Raw genomic sequence first — 21,869 nt, forward strand, 5'->3', positions numbered from 1 at the left:
GGCCGCACCTTCGGGTGCGGCCCGCCCGGCCGTCGTTCACGGGGGTCCGTGTGGTGCTCCGCACACTGTCCCGCCGCAGGTCAAGCGTGAGTTGACGGGTGTTCCCGCACGTGGTGGACTTCCGGGGCCATTACGGCGGCAATGCAGAGGAAGCCCGGTGCGAATCCGGCGCGGTCCCGCCACTGTGACCGGGGAGCCCCCGGGAGCCAGGAACTCTCGCCGCCGGTCACGTCGAGCCAGGGCGCGGACCCTGAGTGAGGACACAGCGCCATGCCCGGCCGCAGTTCAGCCACAGGTGCATTCGCTTACGGCGCCGCCGCCGGTCTGGCCGCGGACCTGATCGTCGGCGACCCCCGCCGCGGCCATCCGGTCGCCGCGTTCGGCCGTGCCGCAGGGGCCGTCGAGAGGCTGCTCTGGCGCGACCACCGCGGGTGGGGCGCCATGCACACCACCGTCTGCGTCGCCGGTGCCGCGGGCGCCGCCGCGCTGGCCGCCCGTACCGTACGCGCCCACCCCCGGGCCTCCGTGGCGCTGACCGCCGCCTCCGTGTGGGCCGTCGTCGGCGGGACCACCCTGGGCCGCGAGGCCCGCGCGATCGCCGGGGCCCTGGCCGCCGGGGACCTGGACGTGGCCCGTGAGCGGCTCCCCCATCTGTGCGGCCGCGACCCGCAGTCCCTGGACGGTCCGGCGATGGCCCGCGCGGTCGTGGAGTCCGTCGCCGAGAACACCTCCGACGCCGTCGTGGGGGCCCTGGTCTGGGGGGCCGTCGCGGGCGTTCCCGGCCTGGTCGGCTTCCGCGCGGTGAACACCCTGGACGCGATGGTCGGCCACCGGTCGGCCAGGTACCGGCGCTTCGGCTGGGCCTCGGCCCGGCTCGACGACGTGGCCGGCTGGCCCGGCGCCCGGCTGACGGCCGCCCTCGCCACGGTGGCCGGGGGGAATCCGCGCGGCGCGGTACGCGCCTGGAAGGCGGACGCGGCGAAGCACCCGAGCCCCAACGCCGGCCCCGTCGAGGCCTCGTTCGCGGGGGCGCTCGGCGTACGGCTCGGCGGGACGCTGTCGTACGGCGGCCGGGTCGAGCACCGGCCCGTACTGAACGGGGAGGGCCGGGCCGTGGAGGTCGGGGACATCGAACGGGCGGTCCGGCTCTCGCGCCGGGTGACCGGTCTGACGCTCGCCGCCTGTGTGGGCGGACGGATCGTGGCGGGCGCGTGGAAGCGGAGGAAGGCATGAGAGGCGGGGGGCTGCTGGTCGCGGGGACCACGTCCGACGCGGGCAAGAGCGTCGTCACGGCGGGCATCTGCCGCTGGCTGGTCCGGCAGGGCGTGAAGGTCGCCCCGTTCAAGGGCCAGAACATGTCCCTGAACTCCTTCGTGACCCGCGAGGGGGCGGAGATCGGCCGGGCGCAGGCCATGCAGGCGCAGGCGGCCCGGGTCGAGCCGACCGCGCTGATGAACCCGGTGCTCCTGAAGCCCGGCAGCGACCGCTCCAGCCAGGTCGTCCTGATGGGCAGGCCGGTGGGCGAGCTGAGTGCGCGGGGGTACCACGGGGGCAGGCAGAAGGAGCTCTTCGAGCCCGTCATGGCGTGCCTGGAGGAGTTGCGGGGCACGTATGACGCCGTGATCTGCGAGGGGGCGGGCAGTCCGGCCGAGATCAACCTGCGGCGCACGGACATCGTGAACATGGGCGTCGCGCGGGCCGCGCGGCTGCCGGTCCTCGTCGTCGGGGACATCGACCGCGGCGGGGTGTTCGCCCAGTTCTTCGGCACGACGGCGCTGCTCGCTCCCGAGGACCAGGAGCTGGTCGCGGGCTATCTCGTGAACAAGTTCCGTGGTGACGTGACCCTGTTGGAGCCTGGGCTCGACATGCTGTACGACCTGACCGGGCGCCGGACGTTCGGTGTGCTGCCGTACGCGCACGGGCTCGGCATCGACGAGGAGGACGGGCTGCGGGTCTCCCTGCGGGGCGCGGTCCGCGAGTCCGTCGTCGCGCCGCCGATCGGCGAGGACGTCCTGCGGGTCGCCGTCTGCGCCGTACCGCTGATGTCGAACTTCACGGACGTGGACGCGCTGGCGGCCGAACCGGGCGTGGTCGTGCGGTTCGTGGACCGGGCCGAGGAGCTCGTCGACGCGGACCTGGTGGTCGTCCCCGGCACCCGGGGCACGGTCAAGGCGCTGGCCTGGCTGCGCGAGCGCGGTCTCGCGGACGCGCTGGCGCGGCGGGCGGCGGAGGGCCGGCCGGTGCTCGGCATCTGCGGCGGCTTCCAGGCGCTCGGGGAGCGGATCGAGGACGAGGTCGAGTCGAAGGCGGGCACCGTCGACGGGCTCGGACTGCTGCCCGTACGGGTCCGGTTCGCGGCTGAGAAGACGCTGGCCCGGCCGGTCGGCGAGGCGCTCGGCGAGCCGGTCGAGGGGTACGAGATCCACCACGGCGTCGCGGAGGTGCTGGGCGGGGAGTCCTTCCTGGACGGCTGCCGGGTCGGCGCGGTCTGGGGGACGCACTGGCACGGCTCCCTGGAGAGCGACGGCTTCCGCCGGGCGTTCCTGCGGGAGGTCGCGGCGGCGGCCGGACGGCGCTTCGTACCGGCTCCGGACACGTCCTTCGGCCTGCTCCGCGAGGAGCAGTTGGACCGCCTGGGCGACCTGATCGAGGAGCACGCGGACACGGACGCGCTGCTGCGGCTGATCGAGAACGGGGCGCCGGCGGGGCTGCCGTTCGTGCCCCCGGGCGCGCCGTGACGCCCCTTCCCGTGCGCCTCCGGCTCCCCGTGTGCCTCCGCCCGCGAACCGAACTCGAAGAGAGGACCACCCGATGAGCACCAGGTATCCGTTCACCGCCGTCGTCGGCATGGACGACCTGCGCCTCGCGCTGCTGCTCAACGCGGTGAGCCCGGCGGTGGGCGGTGTCCTCGTGCGCGGCGAGAAGGGCACCGCGAAGTCGACCGCCGTACGGGCGCTCGCGGACCTGCTGCCCGAGGTCCCGGTGGTCGCGGGCTGCCGGTTCAGCTGCGACCCGGCCGCGCCCGATCCGGGGTGCCCGGACGGCCCGCACGAGACCGCACCCGCCGCCGCGCGTCCGGCCCGGATGGTGGAGCTGCCCGTCGGCGCCTCCGAGGACCGGCTGGTCGGCGCGCTCGACATCGAACGGGCCCTCGCCGAGGGCGTGAAGGCCTTCGAGCCCGGGCTGCTCGCGGACGCGCACCGCGGGATCCTGTACGTCGACGAGGTCAACCTCCTCCACGACCACCTGATCGACCTCCTCCTCGACGCGGCCGCGATGGGCTCCTCGTACGTCGAGCGCGAGGGCGTCTCCGTACGGCACGCCGCGCGTTTCCTGCTCGTCGGCACGATGAACCCCGAAGAGGGCGAGCTGCGGCCGCAGTTGCTGGACCGGTTCGGGCTGACCGTCGAGGTCGCGGCCTCCCGCGAGCCCGAGCAGCGTGTGGAGGTCGTCCGGCGCCGGCTGGCCTTCGACGACGACCCGGCCGCCTTCGCGGCCCGCTGGGCCGGCGAGGAGACCGCGCTGCGCGAGCGGATCGTGGCGGCGCGCGAGCTGCTGCCGAGCGTGGTGCTCGGGGACGCGGCCCTGCTCCAGATCGCCGCGACCTGCGCCGCGTTCGAGGTGGACGGCATGCGCGCGGACATCGTGATGGCGCGGACGGCGACGGCGCTCGCCGCGTGGGCCGGGCGGACGGACGTCACCTCCGACGACGTACGGCAGGCCGCGCTGCTCGCCCTCCCCCACCGCAGGCGGCGGAACCCCTTCGACGCGCCGGGGCTCGACGAGGACAAGCTCGACGAGACGCTGGAGCGGTTCAAGGGCGAGGACGAGGGCGACGACGACCCGGACCCCGGTCCCGAGGGCCCCGGCGGCCCCGGTGGCGGCGGTGTGCCGCCGCAGGGCGAGGGGCCGGACTCCGCGCCCGAGAGCGACCGGCCGGACCGGACCGACCCCGCCGACGGCGCCGACGAGGCCCCGGCGCCCGCCCCGGGCGGGAGCGGCGCCGGTGAGCGTGCCGCGGTGAAGGCCGCCGAGCCGTTCCGTACGAAGATGCTCAGCGTGCCCGGCCTCGGCGAGGGCGCGGCCGGGCGCCGCTCCCGGGCCCGCACCGAGCACGGCAGGACGACCGGCGCCGTACGGCCCCGGGGCGCGCTGACCAAGCTGCACCTGACCGCGACCGTGCACGCCGCCGCCCCGCACCAGAAGGCGCGCGGCCGGACCGGCCCCGGGCTCGTGGTCCGCCGGGACGATCTGCGGCAGGCCACGCGCGAGGGCCGGGAGGGGAACCTGGTGCTCTTCGCCGTGGACGCCTCCGGTTCGATGGCGGCGCGGCAGCGGATGAGCGCGGTGAAGGGCGCGGTGCTCTCGCTGCTCCTCGACGCCTACCAGCGGCGCGACAAGGTCGGCCTGGTGACCTTCAGGGGCCGGGACGCCGAGGTGGCCCTGCCGCCGACCTCGTCCGTGGACGCGGCGGCGGCACGGCTGGAACAGCTCCCGACGGGCGGCCGCACACCGCTGTCGGCGGGGCTGCTCAAGGCCCATGACGTGCTGCGCGTCGAGCGGCTGCGCGACCCCTCGCGCCGCCCCCTGCTCGTCGTGGTCACCGACGGCCGGGCGACCGGGGGCGGCGCCGACCCGGTGGCGCTCGCCGCGCGTGCCGCGCGACTGCACGCCTCCGAGGGCACCGCGGCCGTCGTCGTGGACTGCGAGACCGGTCCCGTACGGCTGGGGCTCGCCGGTGACCTCGCCCGCGAACTGGGCGGCACCGCCGTGACCTTGGACGAGCTGCGCGCCGACTCGATCGCCGGTCTCGTCAGGAACGTTCAGGCAGAGCACGCAACGAGGAGGGCCGCTTAATGCCGCAGGGACAGCCGACCGTCGTTCCCGACGACGGTCTCACGACCCGTCAGCGCCGCAACCGCGCGCTGGTGATGGTCCACACCGGCGTCGGCAAGGGGAAGTCGACCGCCGCCTTCGGCATGGCGCTGCGCGCCTGGAACCAGGGCTGGCCGATCGGGGTGTTCCAGTTCGTCAAGTCCGCCAAGTGGAAGGTCGGCGAGGAGAACGCCCTCAAGGCGCTCGGCGAGACCGGCAAGGGCGGCACGGTCACCTGGAACAAGATGGGCGAGGGCTGGTCCTGGATCCAGCGCGAGGTCGCCGAGGGCGAGCAGTCGCACGAGGACAAGGCGCGCGAGGGCTGGGAGCAGGTCAAGCGTGACCTCGCCGAGGAGAGGTACAAGTTCTACGTCCTCGACGAGTTCGCGTACCTGCTGCACTGGGGCTGGATCGACACGGCCGAGGTGGTCGAGGTGCTGCGCGACCGTCCCGGGCACCAGCACGTCGTCATCACCGGCCGCCACGCCCCGCAGGAGCTCGTGGACTTCGCGGACCTCGTGACGGACATGTCGAAGGTGAAGCACCCGATGGACGCGGGTCAAAAGGGCCAGCGGGGCATCGAGTGGTAGCACGTCTCGTCATCGCGGCGCCGTCCTCCGGCGCGGGCAAGACCACGGTCGCGACCGGTCTGATGGCCGCGTTCGCGGGCCGTGGTCTGGCGGTCTCGCCGCACAAGGTCGGGCCGGACTACATCGACCCGGGGTACCACGCGCTCGCGACCGGCCGCCCGGGCCGCAACCTCGACGCGTACATGTGCGGTACGGGGCTGATCGCGCCGCTCTTCGAGCACGGGGCGCGCGGCTGCGACCTGGCGGTCGTCGAGGGCGTCATGGGCCTGTACGACGGCGCCGCCGACCAGGGGGAGCTGGCGTCGACGGCGCAGGTGGCGAAGATCCTCAAGGCGCCGGTCGTCCTCGTCGTGGACGCCTCGTCGCAGTCGCGGTCGGTGGCGGCGCTGGTGCACGGGTTCGCCTCGTGGGATCCGGAGGTGCGGATCGGCGGGGTGATCCTGAACAAGGTCGCCACGGACCGGCACGAGCATCTGCTCCGGGAGGCGCTGGGCGGGTCGGGGGTTCCCGTACTGGGTGTGCTCCGGCGCGCCCCGGCCGTCGCCACGCCGTCGCGGCACCTGGGGCTGGTCCCGGTCGCGGAGCGGCAGGCGGCGGCGGTTGCCGCCGTGGCGGCGCAGGGGGAGCAGGTTCTCCAGGGCTGCGACCTGGATGCGTTGCTGGCCCTCGCGCGATCGGCGCCGGAGCTGCACGCCGAGGCGTGGGAGCCCCTCAGGTCGTGGGCAGACGTTCCGCAGGGCGCAACGGGTGGGCGGAACCCGGCCACCGGCCCGCACCCGGCACAGAACCGGGGCCGTCGCCCGGTGGTCGCCGTGGCCGGTGGCGCCGCCTTCACCTTCTCGTACGCCGAGCACACGGAGCTGCTGACCGCCGCCGGCGCCGAGGTCGTCACCTTCGATCCGCTGCGGGACGAGGCACTTCCCGACGGGACGAGCGGGCTCGTCATAGGCGGGGGGTTTCCCGAGATGTACGGGGCCGAGCTCTCCGCCAACGAGCCGCTGCGGAAGGCCGTCGCCGCACTGGCCGCCTCCGGGGCGCCGGTCGCCGCCGAGTGTGCCGGGCTGCTGTACCTCGCCCGTTCGCTCGACGGGACGCCGATGTGCGGCGTGCTCGACGCCGACGCGCGGATGTCGGAGCGGCTCACGCTCGGGTACCGGGACGCCGTGGCCGTGAGCGACAGTTCGCTCGCCGCGGCCGGGGCGCGGATGCGGGGCCACGAGTTCCACCGGACCGTGATCGAGCCGGGCGCGGGCATGCAGGCGGCCTGGGGGCTGCGGCAGCCGGAGCGGCGCATGGAGGGGTTCGTACAGCAGGGGGTGCACGCGAGTTATGTGCACACCCACTGGGCGGGTGCCCCGGAGGCCGCCGTGCGGTTCGTGGAGCACTGCGCGAACGGGCCCGCCGCGTGAGATCAGCCGCCGGAGACGCCCACCACGACCCAGATGAAGCCCACGCCCCCCACCGTGCACAACAGGGTGGAGAGGGCCGGGTGTTCGTGGTGGGCCTCCGGGAGGATCTCGGCGGCGGCGAGGTAGAGCAGGGCGCCGCCGAAGAATCCGAGATAGCTGCCGAGCAGTTCCTCCGGAAGGGTGAACAGCAGAGTGGACGCGGCGCCGACGATCGGCGCGAGAGCGTCCGCGATCAGCATGATGACCGCCTTGCGACGGGCGTTCCCGTACAGGCTGGTGATCGTGTACGTGTTGAATCCGTCGGCGAAGTCGTGGGTGATGACGGCGAGCGCGACGGTCGCGCCCATGCCTCCGCCGACCTGGAAGGCGGCGCCGAGCGCGATGCCGTCCATGAGGCTGTGGGCGACCATCGCGGCCGCCGCGGTAAGGCCGACCTGCGGTACGCGCCCGCCCGTCTCCCGACCACCACCCCTCGTCGAAGCGCTTCGCGCTGCTCCCCAATCGGCGCCCACCCCGTGTGCCGCCTGACGGACCGCCAGCAGCCGTTCCACGACATGGGCGAAGAGGAAGCCGCCGACGAAGAGCAGCAGGGCCTGCGGCACGCCGAAGAGGGGGGTGCCCGCGGCCTCCACGGCCTCCGGCAGGAGGTCGAGCCCGACCACGCCGAGCATGAGTCCGCCGGCGAGGCCGAGGACGAGGTGGCGCCGGTCGGTGACGCGCTGCGCCGTCCAGCCGCCGAACAGCGTCATGAGGAACGCGCCGAGCGCGACGAAAACGGCCATGCGCCTTTGCTATCCGATCGCGCGCGGTCCGCGCACATCGTTGTGCCGACCGGGGGCGCGCGGTGAACGGCGTGACGGTGGGCGTCGGCGCCCGGTCCGGGGTGCCTGTGGACGAGGTCCTCGCCTTGGTCGCGGCGGCGCTGCGGGAGGCTGGTCTCACGGCTTCGGACGTGACGGCGCTCGCCACGCTGGAGGCGCGGGCGGCCGAGCCCGGGATCGTGGACGCGGCCGGGCGGCTCGGCGTGCCCCTGCGGGGTTACCGGGCCGAGGAGTTGGCGGCCGTGTCCGTACCGCACCCCTCGGCGGCTCCGCTGGCGGCGACGGGGACGGCGTCGGTGGCGGAGGCCGCGGCGCTGCTCGCGGCGGGCGCCGGTGCCGTGCTTCTCGTACCGAAGCGGAAATCGGCGCGCGTGACGTGCGCGATTGCCCGTTCCCTCCCCTTTCATCCGAACGAAGATGCCGCTGCCGTACGGTTGTTGCCCCGGAGACAGGGGTACATCGCTGGTCAGACGGAGCCCCGTACACCCCCCACTCATCACCCGACGGCGGCCATGGATATCCACGCGCACAGAGACGTCCACGATCTGCGACACCACGGTGACGCGGAGGTACGGGACGAGAAGCTGATCGACCTCGCGGTCAACGTCCGGACGAACACTCCGCCGGAGTGGCTGCGGGCGCGGATCGCCGATTCCCTGACAGGTCTGGCGCTCTACCCGGACGGACGGGCCGCGCGGGCGGCGGTCGCCGAGCGGCACGATCTGCCGGCCGGGCGCGTGCTGCTCACGGCCGGGGCGGCGGAGGCGTTCGTGCTGATCGCGCGGGCGCTGCCGGCACGGCGGCCGGTGGTGGTGCACCCGCAGTTCACCGAGCCCGAGGCGGCCCTGCGCGACGCGGGCCACGAGGTGGGCCGGGTGCTGCTCCGGGAGCGGGACGGCTTCCGGCTCGATCCCGCGACCGTGCCGCAGGACGCGGACCTGGTGGTGATCGGCAACCCGACGAACCCGACGTCCGTGCTGCATCCGGCGGAGACGATCACGGCGCTGGCGCGGCCCGGCCGGACGCTGGTGGTGGACGAGGCGTTCATGGACGCGGTGCCGGGCGAACGGGAGTCGCTGGCCGGGCGGACGGACGTGCCGGGGCTTGTGGTGCTGCGGAGCCTCACGAAGACCTGGGGTCTGGCGGGGCTGCGGATCGGCTACGTCCTCGCGTGTCCGGAGACGGTCGCGCTCCTTGAGCGGGCGCAGCCGCTGTGGCCGGTGTCCACCCCCGCGCTGGTGGCGGCGGAGGCGTGCATGTCGCGGGCGGCGCTCGCGGAGGCGGAGCTGGCGGCGCACCGGATCGGGGTGGAGCGGACCCATCTGCTGGCGGGGCTCGCGGAGTTCGACGAGGTGCGTGCGGTGACGGCGGCGGAGGGTCCGTTCGTACTGGTCCGGATCGATCGCGCGGACGCGGTACGGGAGCGGCTGCGGGCGCTGGGTTTCGCGGCGCGGCGCGGGGACACGTTCCCGGGGCTCGACCGGAACTGGCTGCGGCTGGCGGTGCGGGACCGGGTCACCACGAACAGATTCCTGCAGGCCCTGGACCAGGCCCTGTTGATCGAGGGCTAGGCCCTGTCGGGGTAGAGCGCGGACGCCGACGCGCGGGGTCGGGCGGTGTCACCACCGCCCTCGCCCGCTCCCCTCCCCCTCGGGTCGGTCAGCCCCGGGCGCGGCTGCGCGCCAGGACGAGCGCTCCCGCGCCGCCGCCGAGCAGGACGACGGCGCCGCCGGCCAGGTACGGGGTCATCGAGCTGCCGCCCGTCGCGGCGAGGTTCTGGTCGGCCGGGTTGGAGCCGTCGTTCTGGGTCTCCACGCCACCGCCGTCGCTCGGCTTCGCGGAGGGCTCGTTCGAGGGCTCCTCGCTCGGCTGCTCGGTGGGCTTCTCGGTGGGCTTCTCGGTGGGCTTCTCCGTCGGCTGGGTCCCCTTCGGCGTCTCGCAGGTGGCCTCGGCGAGCGTCACCACACCCTTGACCTCGGCCACACCGAGCTTCAGCGGGTCGACGTCCACCTTCAGTTCGAGCGCGGTCGCCGCGGCGGTGCGTGAGGTCGTGGAGGTACGGGACAGGTCGAGGGTCACCTCGCCGACGCCCGGCACGGTGACCTTGGTCTGCCCGGCCGTCGACAGGGTGGTCTTCTTGCCGAAGACGGTCACGTGGCCGAGGACGTTGGCCTCGGCGACGGGCCGCCTGCCCGTCTCGCAGACCGCGTCGGCGGTGACCTTCTCGACCTCGATCAGGGAGAGCGCCCGGATGCCGGGAACGTGGACCCGCGCCTTGACGAGGTTCACGTGCCCCTCGGCCTTGTTCTTCTCCACCGTGGCCGCCGAGGTGGCGACGTCCGCCCGCAGGATGCTGATCGGCTTGCCGTTCTCGGCGCCCTCCACCTTCACGGTCAGCGCGGTCCTGTTCTCGCTCTGAGGCGCCTTCACCTCGTTGAGGGAGGTCCGCACCGGTACCTGGACCGACTTGCCGAGCAGGGAGACGTCGAGACCGGCCCGCAGGACGACGGCGGTCGCGCGCCCTTCGCCGCCGGTGGCGTGCGCCGCGGGGGCCATGAGGACCACGGGCCCGACGGCCAGCGCGGCGACAGTCGCGGCGGCGGCGGTGCGGCGTACGGGCGCGCGGAAGGTGTTGCTGTTCAAGATGGTGGAACCCCCACAAGAGACATGGCGTCGCCGGCCGCTCACCACGGGGACACGGGGTCGACGCGGCCTCGGCGACTTGAGACACCCGAATCTTTACGCACGGAGAGTGAACCGACAGACACCTGACGTGAGTTCACTCCAAAGGGGGGTTTCCGCGCCCATATTCGATTCTTTCGGCACAGGCGTTCCCGCGCGCCCCGCGTGTTGCGCATCGCGCGGGGCTCGCGGGAAGTGATTCAACGAGCCGCACCGGCCTCGGGTAACGGACGGTCAACCCGGCGCACCGGCAAGGGCCCTGCTCAGACGGCGCGCCAGTAGCCCAGGGAGTGGACCCGGTCCTTGGGGAGGGCGAGCTCCTTGCGTACGTACGAGGCGAGGGTGCGGGTGGTCGCCGTGTCGCAGGCGATCCAGACGTACGGGTCGTCGCCGAGCAGCTCGGGGAGCTCCTTGCGCACCTGCTCGACGAGGGCCGCGCCGCCGCCCTGACGCGGGACCCGGCGCAGTTCGTGCCGGTCCGTGTCGAGGCGCAGCGGCAGCTCCTCGCCGGCGTCGTGGGAGGTCTCGAACCAGAGCGTGGCAGGCACCTCGGGCACGGAGCCGAGGAGGGAGTTGATGGCGGGCAGCGAGGCCGGGTCGCCGATGACGAGCAGCCGGCCGGGGCGGGGGTCGGGGGCGGTGAAGCCGGTGCCCTGGAGGGTGGCCTCGATGGTGTCGCCGGCGGCGCAGGAACGGGCCCAGTCGCTGGCGGCGCCCTCGTGGAGGGCGAACTCCAGGCTGAAGGTCCCGGCGTCCGGGTCGGGGTCGACCAGGGTGTAGGCGCGCTGGTGCGGCTTGCCCGCGTTCTCGAACCAGAGCCGCACCCACATCGTCGGATGGACACCGGCGGCGGCGAGGAGCCCGCCGTCCGTCAGGTGCACCCGGCGGTAGTGGTCGGTGACCTGCTCGGCCCCGGTCACGGTGAACGTGAAGTCCCGGCCCCGGAACAGCTTGAGGACCACACCTTCCCAGCCATGCCCTTGCCCCACCGCGAACGCCTCCCCTGCGTAGCCCATCAATGCTTAGGTCAGCCTAACCTAAGCATCGAACGAACTGGCGTCCGCGCGGGGGCCGGTGACGGCCGCGGGGCCGCCGCCGGATCAGCCGATGACCCGCCCGTTCACGACCACCCGGCGCGGCGCCGCCAGGGCGCGGACGTCCGCGCGGGGGTCCTCCCCGTAGACCACGAGGTCCGCCGGGGCTCCCTCCTCCAGGGAGGGGCGGCCCAGCCAGGCGCGGGCGCCCCAGGCCGTGGCCGAGAGGGCCTCGATCGGCGGGATGCCCGCCTTGACCAGCTCCTCGACCTCGGCCGCGACCAGGCCGTGGGCCAGGGAGCCGCCCGCGTCCGTGCCGACGAAGACCGGGACGCCCGCGTCGTACGCCGAACGGACCGTGTCGTACCGGCGCTCGTACAGCCGTCGCATGTGCGCGGACCAGCGCGGGAACTTCTGCTCGCCGCCTTCGGCGAGCTTCGGGAACGTGGCGATGTTGACGAGCGTCGGAACGATCGCGACGCCCCGCTCGGCGAAGAGCGGGATGGTGTCCTCGGTGAGTCCGGTGGCGTGCTCGATGCAGTCGATGCCCGCCTCCACCAGGTCCCGCAGCGAGTCCTCGGCGAAGCAGTGCGCGGTGACCCGCGCTCCGAGCCGGTGGGCCTCGGCGATCGCCGCCTGGGCCTCGGCGCGGGGCCAGCAGGCGCCCAGGTCGCCCGCGTCGCGGTCCAGCCAGTCGCCGACGAGCTTGACCCAGCCGTCGCCGCGCCTGGCCTCCTGTCCGACGTACGCCACCAGGTCTTCGGGCTCGATCTCATGGGCGTAGTTGCGGATGTAGCGGCGGGTGCGGGCGATGTGCCGGCCGGCCCGGATGATCTTCGGCAGGTCCTCGCGCTCGTCGATCCAGCGGGTGTCGGACGGCGATCCCGCGTCACGGATCAGGAGCGTGCCCGCGTCGCGGTCGGTCAGCGCCTGCTTCTCACTGGTGGCCTCGTCGACCGGGCCGTGCCGGTCCAGGCCGACGTGGCAGTGCGCGTCGACGAGACCCGGCAGGGCCCAGCCCTCCACGGTCAGCGCGTCGCCGGACGGCCGGGTGTACGTGATGCGGCCGTCGACCGCCCACAGCTCGTCCCGTACGTCCTCCGGGCCGACGAGCACCCGCCCCTTCACGTGCAGCACCATGCGATCGCTCATGTCTGCACTCTACGAGGGGCGGGCACCCCGCCACAGAGGGGCCGTTCCCCGATCGCCGCACCGGAGCGGGCGCGCGTGATCGCCGCACCGGAGCGGGCGTCCGTGCGGACGTCCGGAGCCCTCGGGAACCGGCTCGGTACCCTGAAACCGACGCTCGATCCTCCTTTCGAAGAAGGCACCACCGTGACCGTGACTCATCCGCTGCTGGACCTGGCCCCGCTGACCGCCGCGCACTTCGCCTCCATCGAGCGGAGGGTCGCCGCCCTGCTCTCCACCGAGCAGGACGTGGTCATCACCCAGGGCGAGGCGCTGCTGCCGCTGGAGGGCTGCATCCGCAGCGGGGCCCGGCCCGGTTCGACGGCGCTGAACATCGTCACGGGGCCGTACGGCCAGACGTTCGGCAACTGGCTGCGGGACTGCGGCGCCACGGTCGTCGACCTGGAGGTGCCCTTCCACACGGCGGTGACGGCCGCCCAGGTGGAGCGGGCGCTGACCGCGCACCCGGAGATCGACTTCGTCTCCCTGGTCCACGCGGAGGCGGCGACCGGCAACACCAACCCGGTCGCCGAGATCGGCGAGGTCGTGCGGGCGCACGGCGCGCTGTTCTACCTGGACGCGGTGGCGTCGATCGGCGCGGAGCCGGTGCTGCCGGACGCGTGGGGCGTGGACATGTGCATCATCGGCGCGCAGAAGGCGATGGGCGGCCCGGCGGGTGTCTCGGCGGTCTCCGTGAGCGAGCGGGCGTGGGAGCGGTTCGCCGCCAACCCGCGGGCGCCGCGCCGTTCGTACCTCTCCCTCCTGGACTGGAAGGAGCGCTGGATCGACGGCGGCCGCACGGCGCTGCTGCACGCGCCGGCCCAGCTGGAGATGCTGGCGCTGGAGGCGTGCGTGGAGCGGATCGAGGCGGAGGGCCTGGACGCGCTGATGGCCCGTCACGCCTCCGCGGCGGCCGCGACCCGCGCGGGCACGCTGGCGCTCGGCGGCGGCCTGGAGCCGTACGTCCACGCGGCGAAGGACGCGGCCCCCGTCGCGACGACCCTGCGCGCCCCGGCGGGCGTGGACGCCTCGGAGCTGGTCGCCAGGGCGCTGGCGGCGGATCCGTCGCTGCCGCTGATCGCGGGCGGCGGGGCGCTGGCGAAGGAGATGATCCGGGTCAACCACTACGGGGTGGACGCGACCCCGGGCGCCGTGCAGTCCTCGCTGGCGGCGCTGGGCGCGGCGCTCGGCGAGACGGGCCGCACGGTGGACCTGGAGGGCGCGCGCCGCGCGGTCACGGAGGCGTGGGGCCGGTAGTCCACCACGGAACACGGAGGACGGGCGGGGCCGACGGCCCCGCCCGTCCCGCTTTCCCACCCGGCAATTTCCACCGTCAGCTCTCCACGCATTTGAAAGGGAATACCGTCTCGCATTCTCCGAGCAAATTCCCTTACTTCTTCCGCGTTCTTCTGCCCCGTTTTCCGGACCCTAAACGCAAAGGTTTCATCAGCGTTTCCGTCCACATTCCGTCTCTGTGACCGACCCCACAGCGCGCTAGATTTGCCCGGATTTATACGGGCATACCGGTGGTGATCCGCGCTCGCGCGAATAACACATCCGATGCCGTAAGCCCACCCCATCGCCCGATGCAATTACAGAATTCGGTCGGTACATTTCCTCGGCATGACCGCAGCACAAGCAGCCATGACACTGGAAAGCCCACGAGTGGAGGACGGAGCCGCGATCTGGCGTATCGCCCGCGATTCCGCGGTGCTGGACCTGAACTCCTCGTACAGCTACCTCCTGTGGTGCCGCGACTTCGCCGCCACCTCGCTGGTCGCCCGCTCCGCCGACGGCGAGCCGGTCGCCTTCGTCACCGGATACCTGCGCCCGGACCGCCCCGGGACCCTCGTCGTCTGGCAGATCGCCGTCGACGAGAGCCACCGCGGACGCGGCCTGGCCGGGGTGCTGCTCGACGCGCTGACCGCCCGGGTCGCCCCGGACGCCGTCGAGACGACGGTCACCCCCGACAACACGCCGTCGGACCGGCTCTTCACCGCCTACGCCGCCCGGCACCGCCTCCCCCTGGAGCGCGAAGTCCTCTTCGACGGAGGCCTGTTCCCCGGCTCCGCCGAGGGCGACGCCGCCCACCAGCCCGAAGTCCTGTACCGCATCGGCCCCTTCCACCCCACGGGAGCATCGCTGTGACCATCACCCCGCCCGAACTGAGCGTCTTCGAGACCCTTGAGTCGGAGGTGCGCAGCTACTGCCGCGGCTGGCCCACCGTCTTCGACCGCGCGCAGGGCGCCCGCCTCACCGACGAGGACGGCCACGAGTACCTCGACTTCTTCGCCGGCGCCGGCTCTCTCAACTACGGCCACAACAATCCCGTTCTCAAACGGGCGCTGATCGACTATCTGGAACGCGACGGGATCACCCACGGTCTCGACATGGCGACCACGGCCAAGCGGACCTTCCTGGAGACCTTCCAGGAGGTCGTGCTGCGGCCGCGCTCCCTGCCGTACAAGGTGATGTTCCCGGGGCCGACCGGCACCAACGCGGTGGAGTCCGCGCTGAAACTGGCCCGGAAGGTGAAGGGCCGCGAGTCGGTGGTCTCCTTCACCAACGCGTTCCACGGCATGTCGCTGGGTTCGCTCGCCGTCACCGGCAACGCCTTCAAGCGGGCCGGCGCGGGGATCCCGCTGGTGCACGGCACGCCGATGCCGTTCGACCACTACCTCGACGGGCAGGTGCCGGACTTCCTCTGGTTCGAGCGGCTGCTCGAGGACCAGGGTTCCGGTCTGAACAAGCCGGCCGCGGTGATCGTGGAGACGGTCCAGGGCGAGGGCGGCATCAACGTGGCCCGCGCCGAGTGGCTGCGGGCGCTCGCCGATCTGTGCCGGCGCCAGGACATGCTGCTGATCGTCGACGACATCCAGATGGGCTGCGGCCGCACCGGCGCCTTCTTCTCCTTCGAGGAGGCCGGCGTGACGCCGGACATCGTCACGCTCTCGAAGTCGATCAGCGGCTACGGGCTGCCGATGTCGCTCTGCCTGTTCCGGCCCGAGCTGGACGTGTGGGAGCCGGGCGAGCACAACGGCACCTTCCGGGGCAACAACCCGGCCTTCGTCACCGCCGCCGCCGCGCTCGACACGTACTGGGCCGACGGCCAGATGGAGAAGCAGACCCTGGCGCGCGGCGAGCAGGTCGAGCAGGCGCTCCTCGCCATCTGCGAGGAGAACTCCGCCTACGGCGCCCACTACCGCGGCCGGGGCCTGGTCTGGGGCCTGGAGTTCGCCGACCGGTCCCGGGCGTCGAAGGTCTGCGCCCGCGCCTTCGAGCTGGGGCTCCTGCTGGAGACCTCCGGCCCGGAGAGCCAGGTCGTCAAACTCCTGCCGCCGCTGACCATCACCCCCGACGAGCTGGACGAGGGTCTGCGGACGCTGTCCCGCGCGGTCCGCGAGACCGTCTGAACCATCCGTAACACCGCTAGACGCAAGGGAGTTGCAGCACCGTGATCGTCCGATCCTTCAAGGACATCGAGAACACCGAACGCCATGTGCGGGCGAAGTCCGGCACCTGGGAGAGCAAGCGGATCGTCCTCGCCAAGGAGCGGGTCGGCTTCTCGCTCCACGAGACCGTGCTCTACGCGGGCACCGAGACGTCCATGTGGTACGCCAACCACATCGAGGCCGTCCTGTGCGTCGAGGGCGAGGCCGAGCTGACGAACGACGAGACCGGCGAGACGCACTGGATCGAGCCGGGCACGATGTACCTGCTCGACGGCCACGAGCGCCACACCATGCGCCCCAAGACCGACTTCCGCTGCGTCTGCGTCTTCAACCCGCCGGTGACCGGCCGGGAGGACCACGACGCGAACGGGGTGTACCCCCTGCTCACGGAGGAGGCCTGACCATGACGGACGTCCTGACCGACCTGTACCCGACCCGCGGCGCGTCCGAGGTGCTCACGCCCCGCCGGGACCCGGTGGTGTGGAGCGACGCCCCGGGCCTGGAGTCGTTCGAACGGGACGGCTTCCTCGTCGAGCCGGAGCTGCTGGCCGACGACGAGGTCGCCGCGTACCGGCGCGAGCTGGACCGGCTGGTCGCCGATCCGGCCGTACGCTCCGATCCGCGCGCGATCGTCGAGTCGAAGTCGGCGACCGTACGCTCCGTCTTCGAGGTGCACCGGATCAGCGAGGTCTTCGCCCGGCTGGTCCGGGACGAGCGGGTGGTCGGCAGAGCCCGCGACATCCTCGGCTCGGACGTGTACGTCCACCAGTCGCGGATCAACGTGAAGCCGGGCTTCGGCGCCTCCGGGTTCTACTGGCACTCGGACTTCGAGACCTGGCACGCGGAGGACGGGCTGCCGCGGATGCGCACGGTGTCGGTGTCGATCGCGCTGACGGAGAACCACGACACCAACGGCGGTCTGATGATCATGCCGGGCTCGCACCGGACGTTCCTGGGCTGCGCGGGCGAGACGCCGAAGGACAACTACAAGCGCTCGTTGCAGATGCAGGACGCGGGCACCCCGTCCGACGAGGCGCTGACCTCGCTCGCGGACGCGCACGGGATCCGGCTCTTCACGGGCCGGGCCGGTTCGGCGACCTGGTTCGACTGCAACGCGATGCACGGCTCGGGCGACAACATCACGCCGTATCCGCGGAGCAACGTCTTCATCGTCTTCAACAGCGTGGAGAACGCGGCGGTGGAGCCGTTCGCGGCGCCGGTACGGCGGCCGGAGTTCATCGGGGCGCGGGACTTCACGCCGGTACGGTGAACCGGGTGCGGTGAGCCGGGCGGGCTGAGCCGGGTGCTGTGAGGGAGCGGGGGCCTGTCGGGCCCCCGCTCCCTCACAGCGCCGGGTAGTCCGTGTATCCGCGGTGGTCGCCGCCGTAGAACGAGGCGCGGTCCGGGATGTTGTACGGGCCGCCGTTCCTCAGCCGCGCCGGCAGGTCCGGGTTGGCGATGAACAGCGCGCCGTACGCGACCATGTCGGCCGTACCGTCCTCGATCAGGGCCAGCGACGCGGCGCCGGTCGGGCTCTCGGTCGCCGGGTTGAGGACGAAGGTGCCGGAGAACCGCTTGCGCAGGGCCAGCGTCAGCTCACGGACGGCCGGGGCGGCCTCCATGAGGTGCAGATACGCGATGCCGAGCGGGTCGATCGCCGCGATCAGCGCGGTGTACGTCTCCTCCGTCCCGGTCTCCGCGATGTCGTTGTAGGGGTTGGCCGGGGAGATGCGCAGGGCCGTGCGCCCGGGACCGATCTCGGCGGCGACGGCCTTCGCCACCTCGACGGCGAACCTGATCCGGTTCTCGACCGGACCGCCCCACTCGTCGGTGCGGTGGTTGGTGCCGGTGGCCAGGAACTGGTGGACGAGATAGCCGTTGGCTCCGTGTATCTCGACGCCGTCGAAGCCCGCGTCCACGGCGTTGCGCGCGGCGGCCGCGTAGGCGGCGACGGTGGTGCGCACCTCGTCGGAGGTCAGCTCGCGCGGGGTGACGTAGTCCTTGAGCCCGTCGAACGTGAAGAGCCGGCCGTCGGCGCGTACGGCGGACGGGCCCACGGGGTGGAGGTCGCCGTCGAGAAGGTCGGGGTGGCCGATCCGGCCCGTGTGCATCAGCTGGGCGAAGATCGTGCCGCCGCGGGCGTGGACGGCGTCGGTGACCGCGCGCCAGGCGGCCGTCTGCTCGGCGCTGTGCAGCCCCGGGGTGTTCGGGTAGCCCTGGCCCTCCGCGGCGGGCTGGATGCCCTCGGTGATGATCAGGCCGGCGGAGGCGCGCTGGGCGTAGTACTCGACAGCCAGGGCGGTCGGGGTCCGGTCCACGGCGTCGGCCCGGCTGCGGGTCATCGGGGCCATGGCGATGCGGTTGGCGAGGCGGATGCCGGAGAGGTCGATCGGGTCGAAGGCGGTGGTCATGACGGTCTCCCAAGAATTTATGTGGTCGGCCAAGCATTCGGCCTGACGTCACTGTAACGCATTACTTGGCCGACCAAGGTAATCTGGGCACACCACCCGCAACGAGGAGCGACCGATGCCCGAGTCCCCGTCCGTGAACCCGTCGGAGCCCGTCTGTACGGGCCCGGTGCCGTCCGCCGCGCTGGGCGGGCCGGTGAGTCACGGGCTCTCCCGCGTGGCCCGGCTGCACCGGATCGCCGCGGGGCGGCTGCTCAAGGAGGTCGGGCTCTTCCCGGGCCAGGAGTTCCTGATGATGTGCCTGTGGGACCGGGGGCCGGTGCGTCAGTCGGAGCTGATCAAGGCGATGGGCCTCGACCCGTCGACGGTCACGAAGATGCTCCAGAGGCTGGAGCAGAGCGGTCACGTCCGCCGCAGTCCGGACCCGTCCGACCGCCGCGCGGCCCTGGTCGAGGCGGCGGAGGACGGGGGCGCGCTGCGGACGGGGGTCGCGGACGCCTGGACGGGCCTGGAGGAGTACACCCTGGCCGGGCTCACCCCGGCCGAGCGCACGGAACTGACCCGCCTGCTCTCGAAGGTGGAGGAGAACCTCTGCGCGGAGATGGACAGGTGCGGCGAGGCGAAGCGGGGCGAGGGCGCGTAGCGGGCCGGACCCCGGGGCCCCGGGCCCGGCCCTCGCGTACGGACCGAGGCGCCCGGGAGGGCCCGGGCGCCTCGGGAACGGCACCTGCGCGCGTACGGGCGCGCGGCGTCAGCCCGCCAGGACCTCCAGGGCCCGGTCGACGTCCACCGCGCTGTTGTAGAGGTGGAAGGACGCCCGCAGGTTGCCCGCGCGGGCGGACATCAGGACGCCCGCCGCGCGCAGGGCGTCCTGACGGTCGCCGAGGCCCGGCACGGCGACGACGCCGGAGACGTCCGGCACCGGGGCGTGCCCCAGCTCCGCGAGTCCGGCCCGGAACCGGGCGGCGAGGGCCTTGTTGTGGGCCTCGATCCGCTCGATGCCGACCTCCTCGAGCAGCGCGAGCGAGCGGGCCGCGCCGTGGTACGAGAGGAAGGCCGGCGGCTCGTCGAACCTCCGTGCCGAGCGGGCGAGTTCGCGCACCGGGCCGTAGCTGTTGGTCCACAGCTCCTCGCCCGTGACCCAGCCCGCGTGGATCGCGACCAGCGAGTCCTGCGCCTCCTCCGTGACGGTGAGGAAGGACGCCCCGCGCGGGCAGAGCAGGAACTTGTAGCCACCGGCCACCGTGTAGTCCCACTCCCCCGCCCGCAGCGGCAGCCAGCCCGCCGACTGGGTGGCGTCGAGGAGCGTACGGGCGCCGTGCGCGGCCGCCGCGGCCCGTACCGCCGCGAAGTCGGCCGTCCGGCCGTCCGCCGACTGGACGGCGGAGAAGGCGACGAGCGCGGTCTCGGGGCGGACCGACTCGGCGAGGAGCTCCAGCGGCACGAAGCGCGTCTTGAGATCGCCGCGCACGGTGAAGGGCGTGATCACCGAGCTGAAGTCGCCCTCGGGGAAGAGGATCTCGGCGCCCGGGGGCATCGACTGCGCGATCAGGCCGACGTGGACGGAGACCGAGCTGCCGACCGCGACCCGGTCCGGATGGACGTCCATGAGCCGGGCGTAGGTGGCGCGGGCCTCGGCGACGATGTCGAAGTCGCCGGCGCCGCCCGCGCGCCCGGCCGCGGTCTCCTCGGCGAGCAGGGTGATCGCCTCGATCGTGCGGCGCGGGAGCAACGCGCAGGCGGAGGTGTTCAGATACGTCTGCTGCGGCGCGAACTCGGCTCCGCCGAGAGGTTCGATGGCATCCATGGCCCCAGCCTGGGGTCCCCCCGGGCCGCCGTCAATTGCCGTTGATCATGGGGAGAGGCCAAGCGCGGCTTATGCGCGCAGGTCGGAGCCGTGCCGACCGAAGGCGGACGCGCCCCGGACACCCTGGGCATCCGCCCCCGGACACGCCTCGGCCCCGGACCCTCCCGCAGCGGCCCCGACACGCCTCGGCCCCGGACGGTCCGCGTCCGGGGCCGGGGGGCGAGGGAGGGGCGGGCCGGTCAGACCTCGCAGCCGCCGTCGACGTCGCAGGCCGCGGCGTCGCCGCCGACCGGCTGGAGCGCCCGGCCCTGCCACGCCTGCTCCAGAGCCTGGGTGAAGACCTCGGCGGGCTGGCCGCCGGAGATGCCGTAGCGGCGGTCAAGGACGAAGAACGGGACGCCGTTCGCGCCCAGCTCGGCCGCCTCGCGCTCGTCCGCCCGTACCGCTTCGGCGTACGCGGTCTCGTCGGCGAGGACGGCGCGGACCTCGGCCTCGTCCAGGCCGGCCTCGGCCCCGAGCCGTACCAGCGTCTCGGCGTCGAAGACGGACCGCTCCTCCGCGAAGTTGGCGCGGTAGGCGAGGTCGAGCAGCTCGTTCTGCCGGCCGCGCTCCTTGGCGAGATGGAGCAGGCGGTGGATGTCGAAGGTGTTGCCGTGGTCCCGGCCCTCGGTGCGGTAGCCGAGGCCCTCGGAATGCGCGTTGGAGGCGACGTGCGCCTCCATGGAGCGGGCCTCGTCCAGGGTCCGCCCGTACTTCTTCGCCAGCATGTCGATCACCGGAGCGGTGTCACCCTTGGGCCGGTTCGGGTCGAGCTCGAAGGAGCGGTGCACGACCTCGATCTCGTCGCGGTGGGCGAAGGCCGCGAGCCCCTTCTCGAAGCGGGCCTTGCCGATGTAGCACCACGGGCAGGCGATGTCGCTCCAGATCTCGACGCGCATGTTCTTGCTTCTCTCCGGGGTCGTGGGGTGTTCCGTCGCCGGAACGCCCCGGCCGGGCGGTTTCATTCCGCGGCGGGCGCCACTGTGAGGCGGAGCACGACATGGGTGCCGGAGCGCGGGGTGTCGGGGTCCGGGGTCCAGCCGTGGGCGGCGTAGAAGGCCTGGGCCCGCTCGTTCTTCTCGAAGACCAGCAGGCGGGCGGTGGCGATGCCCTCGGCGCGCCAGACGTCCAGACAGGCCGCGTGCAGGGCGGTGCCGAGACCTCGGCGCCACCGGTCGGGACGGACGTGGAGCTGGGTGAGCGTCACCACGCCGTCGCCCCTGCTGTACGCGGCGACTCCGCCGACCTCGCCGTCCCGCTCGGCACAGAGCACGTCGCCCCGCTCCACGGCCCTGCTCCACCCCTCCCGGGTGCGGGCCAGCTCCTCGGGCCCGGCGAACTCGGCGTCGGGGATGTGCCCGCCGTAGTACGTGGCCCGTGCCTGAAGGTGCAGGGCGGCGATGGCGTCGAGGTCGCGGGGGGTCGCAGTTCTGATCATGACAACGGGGACGCGAGGGGCGGGACGGCGGTTGCGGACGGGCCGGACGAGGGCGATCCCGCTGGTGGGCGGCGCCCCTTGGACGTTCCGCCGAGGGGAGCCGGCGCGCCTTGGTCGGTACGGCAC

20 protein-coding genes and 1 riboswitch are annotated in these 21,869 nt (G+C 73.2%); of the genes, 12 read left to right on the top strand and 8 right to left on the bottom strand.

Annotated elements, in window-relative coordinates; genetic code table 11:
- The first annotated feature begins 145 nt into the window (after positions 1-145).
- Positions 146-216: riboswitch (cobalamin riboswitch) on the top strand.
- A 54-nt stretch (positions 217-270) separates the two neighbouring features.
- From M5362_RS17810 to M5362_RS17830, 5 genes are all read left to right on the top strand, one after another.
- Complete coding sequence (locus M5362_RS17810; protein ID WP_260228564.1) at positions 271-1,233, top strand: cobalamin biosynthesis protein; 963 nt, start codon at positions 271-273, stop codon at positions 1,231-1,233.
- Positions 1,230-2,738, top strand: coding sequence for a cobyric acid synthase (locus M5362_RS17815; protein ID WP_260228565.1), 1,509 nt, complete (start codon positions 1,230-1,232; stop codon positions 2,736-2,738). The genes M5362_RS17810 and M5362_RS17815 overlap by 4 nt, the downstream gene beginning before the upstream one ends.
- A gap of 73 nt (positions 2,739-2,811) precedes the next feature.
- Complete coding sequence (locus tag M5362_RS17820; RefSeq protein WP_260228566.1) at positions 2,812-4,857, top strand: putative cobaltochelatase; 2,046 nt, start codon at positions 2,812-2,814, stop codon at positions 4,855-4,857.
- Positions 4,857-5,465 (top strand): cob(I)yrinic acid a,c-diamide adenosyltransferase, encoded by a 609-nt coding sequence (gene cobO, locus M5362_RS17825; RefSeq protein ID WP_260228567.1) that lies wholly within the window; start codon positions 4,857-4,859, stop codon positions 5,463-5,465. Before M5362_RS17820 ends, cobO begins: the two co-directional genes overlap by 1 nt.
- Positions 5,459-6,874, top strand: a complete 1,416-nt coding sequence (locus M5362_RS17830) for a cobyrinate a,c-diamide synthase (protein ID WP_260228568.1) — start codon at positions 5,459-5,461, stop codon at positions 6,872-6,874. Before cobO ends, M5362_RS17830 begins: the two co-directional genes overlap by 7 nt.
- Before the next feature lie 2 nt (positions 6,875-6,876).
- Here M5362_RS17830 and M5362_RS17835 read toward each other — a convergent pair whose 3' ends face one another.
- On the bottom strand, positions 6,877-7,656 hold the full coding sequence (locus M5362_RS17835; RefSeq protein WP_260228569.1) for a ZIP family metal transporter: 780 nt from the start codon (positions 7,654-7,656) through the stop codon (positions 6,877-6,879).
- A gap of 62 nt (positions 7,657-7,718) precedes the next feature.
- Between M5362_RS17835 and cobC the strand changes: the two genes are divergently transcribed.
- Complete coding sequence (gene cobC, locus M5362_RS17840; protein ID WP_260228570.1) at positions 7,719-9,266, top strand: Rv2231c family pyridoxal phosphate-dependent protein CobC; 1,548 nt, start codon at positions 7,719-7,721, stop codon at positions 9,264-9,266.
- A gap of 88 nt (positions 9,267-9,354) precedes the next feature.
- Here cobC and M5362_RS17845 read toward each other — a convergent pair whose 3' ends face one another.
- From M5362_RS17845 to M5362_RS17855, 3 genes are all read right to left on the bottom strand, one after another.
- Positions 9,355-10,338, bottom strand: coding sequence for an SCO1860 family LAETG-anchored protein (locus tag M5362_RS17845; RefSeq protein WP_260228571.1), 984 nt, complete (start codon positions 10,336-10,338; stop codon positions 9,355-9,357).
- A 302-nt stretch (positions 10,339-10,640) separates the two neighbouring features.
- A complete protein-coding gene (locus tag M5362_RS17850) occupies positions 10,641-11,366 on the bottom strand; it encodes a siderophore-interacting protein (RefSeq protein ID WP_260228572.1) in 726 nt (241 codons plus the stop codon).
- A 111-nt stretch (positions 11,367-11,477) separates the two neighbouring features.
- Positions 11,478-12,563 carry an amidohydrolase family protein gene (locus tag M5362_RS17855; RefSeq protein WP_260228573.1) on the bottom strand — a complete coding sequence of 362 codons (1,086 nt, stop codon included), beginning with the start codon at positions 12,561-12,563 and terminating at the stop codon, positions 11,478-11,480.
- A gap of 189 nt (positions 12,564-12,752) precedes the next feature.
- Here M5362_RS17855 and M5362_RS17860 point away from each other — a divergent pair, with 189 nt between their 5' ends.
- From M5362_RS17860 to thpD, 5 genes are all read left to right on the top strand, one after another.
- Positions 12,753-13,856 (top strand): aminotransferase class V-fold PLP-dependent enzyme, encoded by a 1,104-nt coding sequence (locus tag M5362_RS17860; RefSeq protein ID WP_260228889.1) that lies wholly within the window; start codon positions 12,753-12,755, stop codon positions 13,854-13,856.
- Between the two features lie 366 nt (positions 13,857-14,222).
- A complete protein-coding gene (gene ectA, locus M5362_RS17865) occupies positions 14,223-14,747 on the top strand; it encodes a diaminobutyrate acetyltransferase (RefSeq protein WP_260228574.1) in 525 nt (174 codons plus the stop codon).
- The gene (gene ectB / locus M5362_RS17870; RefSeq protein ID WP_260228575.1) at positions 14,744-16,012 is read left to right on the top strand and encodes a diaminobutyrate--2-oxoglutarate transaminase; all 1,269 of its coding nucleotides are present in this window, start codon (positions 14,744-14,746) and stop codon (positions 16,010-16,012) included. Before ectA ends, ectB begins: the two co-directional genes overlap by 4 nt.
- 41 nt (positions 16,013-16,053) lie before the next feature.
- A complete protein-coding gene (locus tag M5362_RS17875) occupies positions 16,054-16,452 on the top strand; it encodes an ectoine synthase (RefSeq protein ID WP_260228576.1) in 399 nt (132 codons plus the stop codon).
- 2 nt (positions 16,453-16,454) lie between these two features.
- Positions 16,455-17,321: an ectoine hydroxylase gene (thpD, locus tag M5362_RS17880; protein WP_260228577.1), complete on the top strand. Its 867-nt coding sequence runs from the start codon at positions 16,455-16,457 to the stop codon at positions 17,319-17,321.
- 73 nt (positions 17,322-17,394) lie between these two features.
- Here thpD and M5362_RS17885 read toward each other — a convergent pair whose 3' ends face one another.
- Positions 17,395-18,462, bottom strand: coding sequence for an alkene reductase (locus M5362_RS17885; protein WP_260228578.1), 1,068 nt, complete (start codon positions 18,460-18,462; stop codon positions 17,395-17,397).
- 115 nt (positions 18,463-18,577) lie between these two features.
- On the opposite strand from M5362_RS17885, the gene M5362_RS17890 reads away from it, so the two are divergent.
- Entirely contained in the window at positions 18,578-19,102 is a 525-nt protein-coding gene (locus tag M5362_RS17890; protein ID WP_260228579.1) for a MarR family winged helix-turn-helix transcriptional regulator, read from the top strand.
- A 108-nt stretch (positions 19,103-19,210) separates the two neighbouring features.
- Here the strand turns inward: M5362_RS17890 and M5362_RS17895 are convergent, their stop codons facing one another.
- From M5362_RS17895 to M5362_RS17905, 3 genes are all read right to left on the bottom strand, one after another.
- Positions 19,211-20,266 carry an aminotransferase class V-fold PLP-dependent enzyme gene (locus M5362_RS17895; RefSeq protein WP_260228580.1) on the bottom strand — a complete coding sequence of 352 codons (1,056 nt, stop codon included), beginning with the start codon at positions 20,264-20,266 and terminating at the stop codon, positions 19,211-19,213.
- Positions 20,267-20,505: 239 nt separating this feature from the next.
- On the bottom strand, positions 20,506-21,204 hold the full coding sequence (locus M5362_RS17900) for a DsbA family oxidoreductase (protein ID WP_260228581.1): 699 nt from the start codon (positions 21,202-21,204) through the stop codon (positions 20,506-20,508).
- Between the two features lie 62 nt (positions 21,205-21,266).
- Positions 21,267-21,743, bottom strand: a complete 477-nt coding sequence (locus tag M5362_RS17905) for an N-acetyltransferase family protein (RefSeq protein ID WP_374214488.1) — start codon at positions 21,741-21,743, stop codon at positions 21,267-21,269.
- Positions 21,744-21,869 lie beyond the last annotated feature (126 nt).

It is taken from the genome of Streptomyces sp. Je 1-79 (assembly GCF_025195125.1).
Taxonomy (GTDB): domain Bacteria; phylum Actinomycetota; class Actinomycetes; order Streptomycetales; family Streptomycetaceae; genus Streptomyces.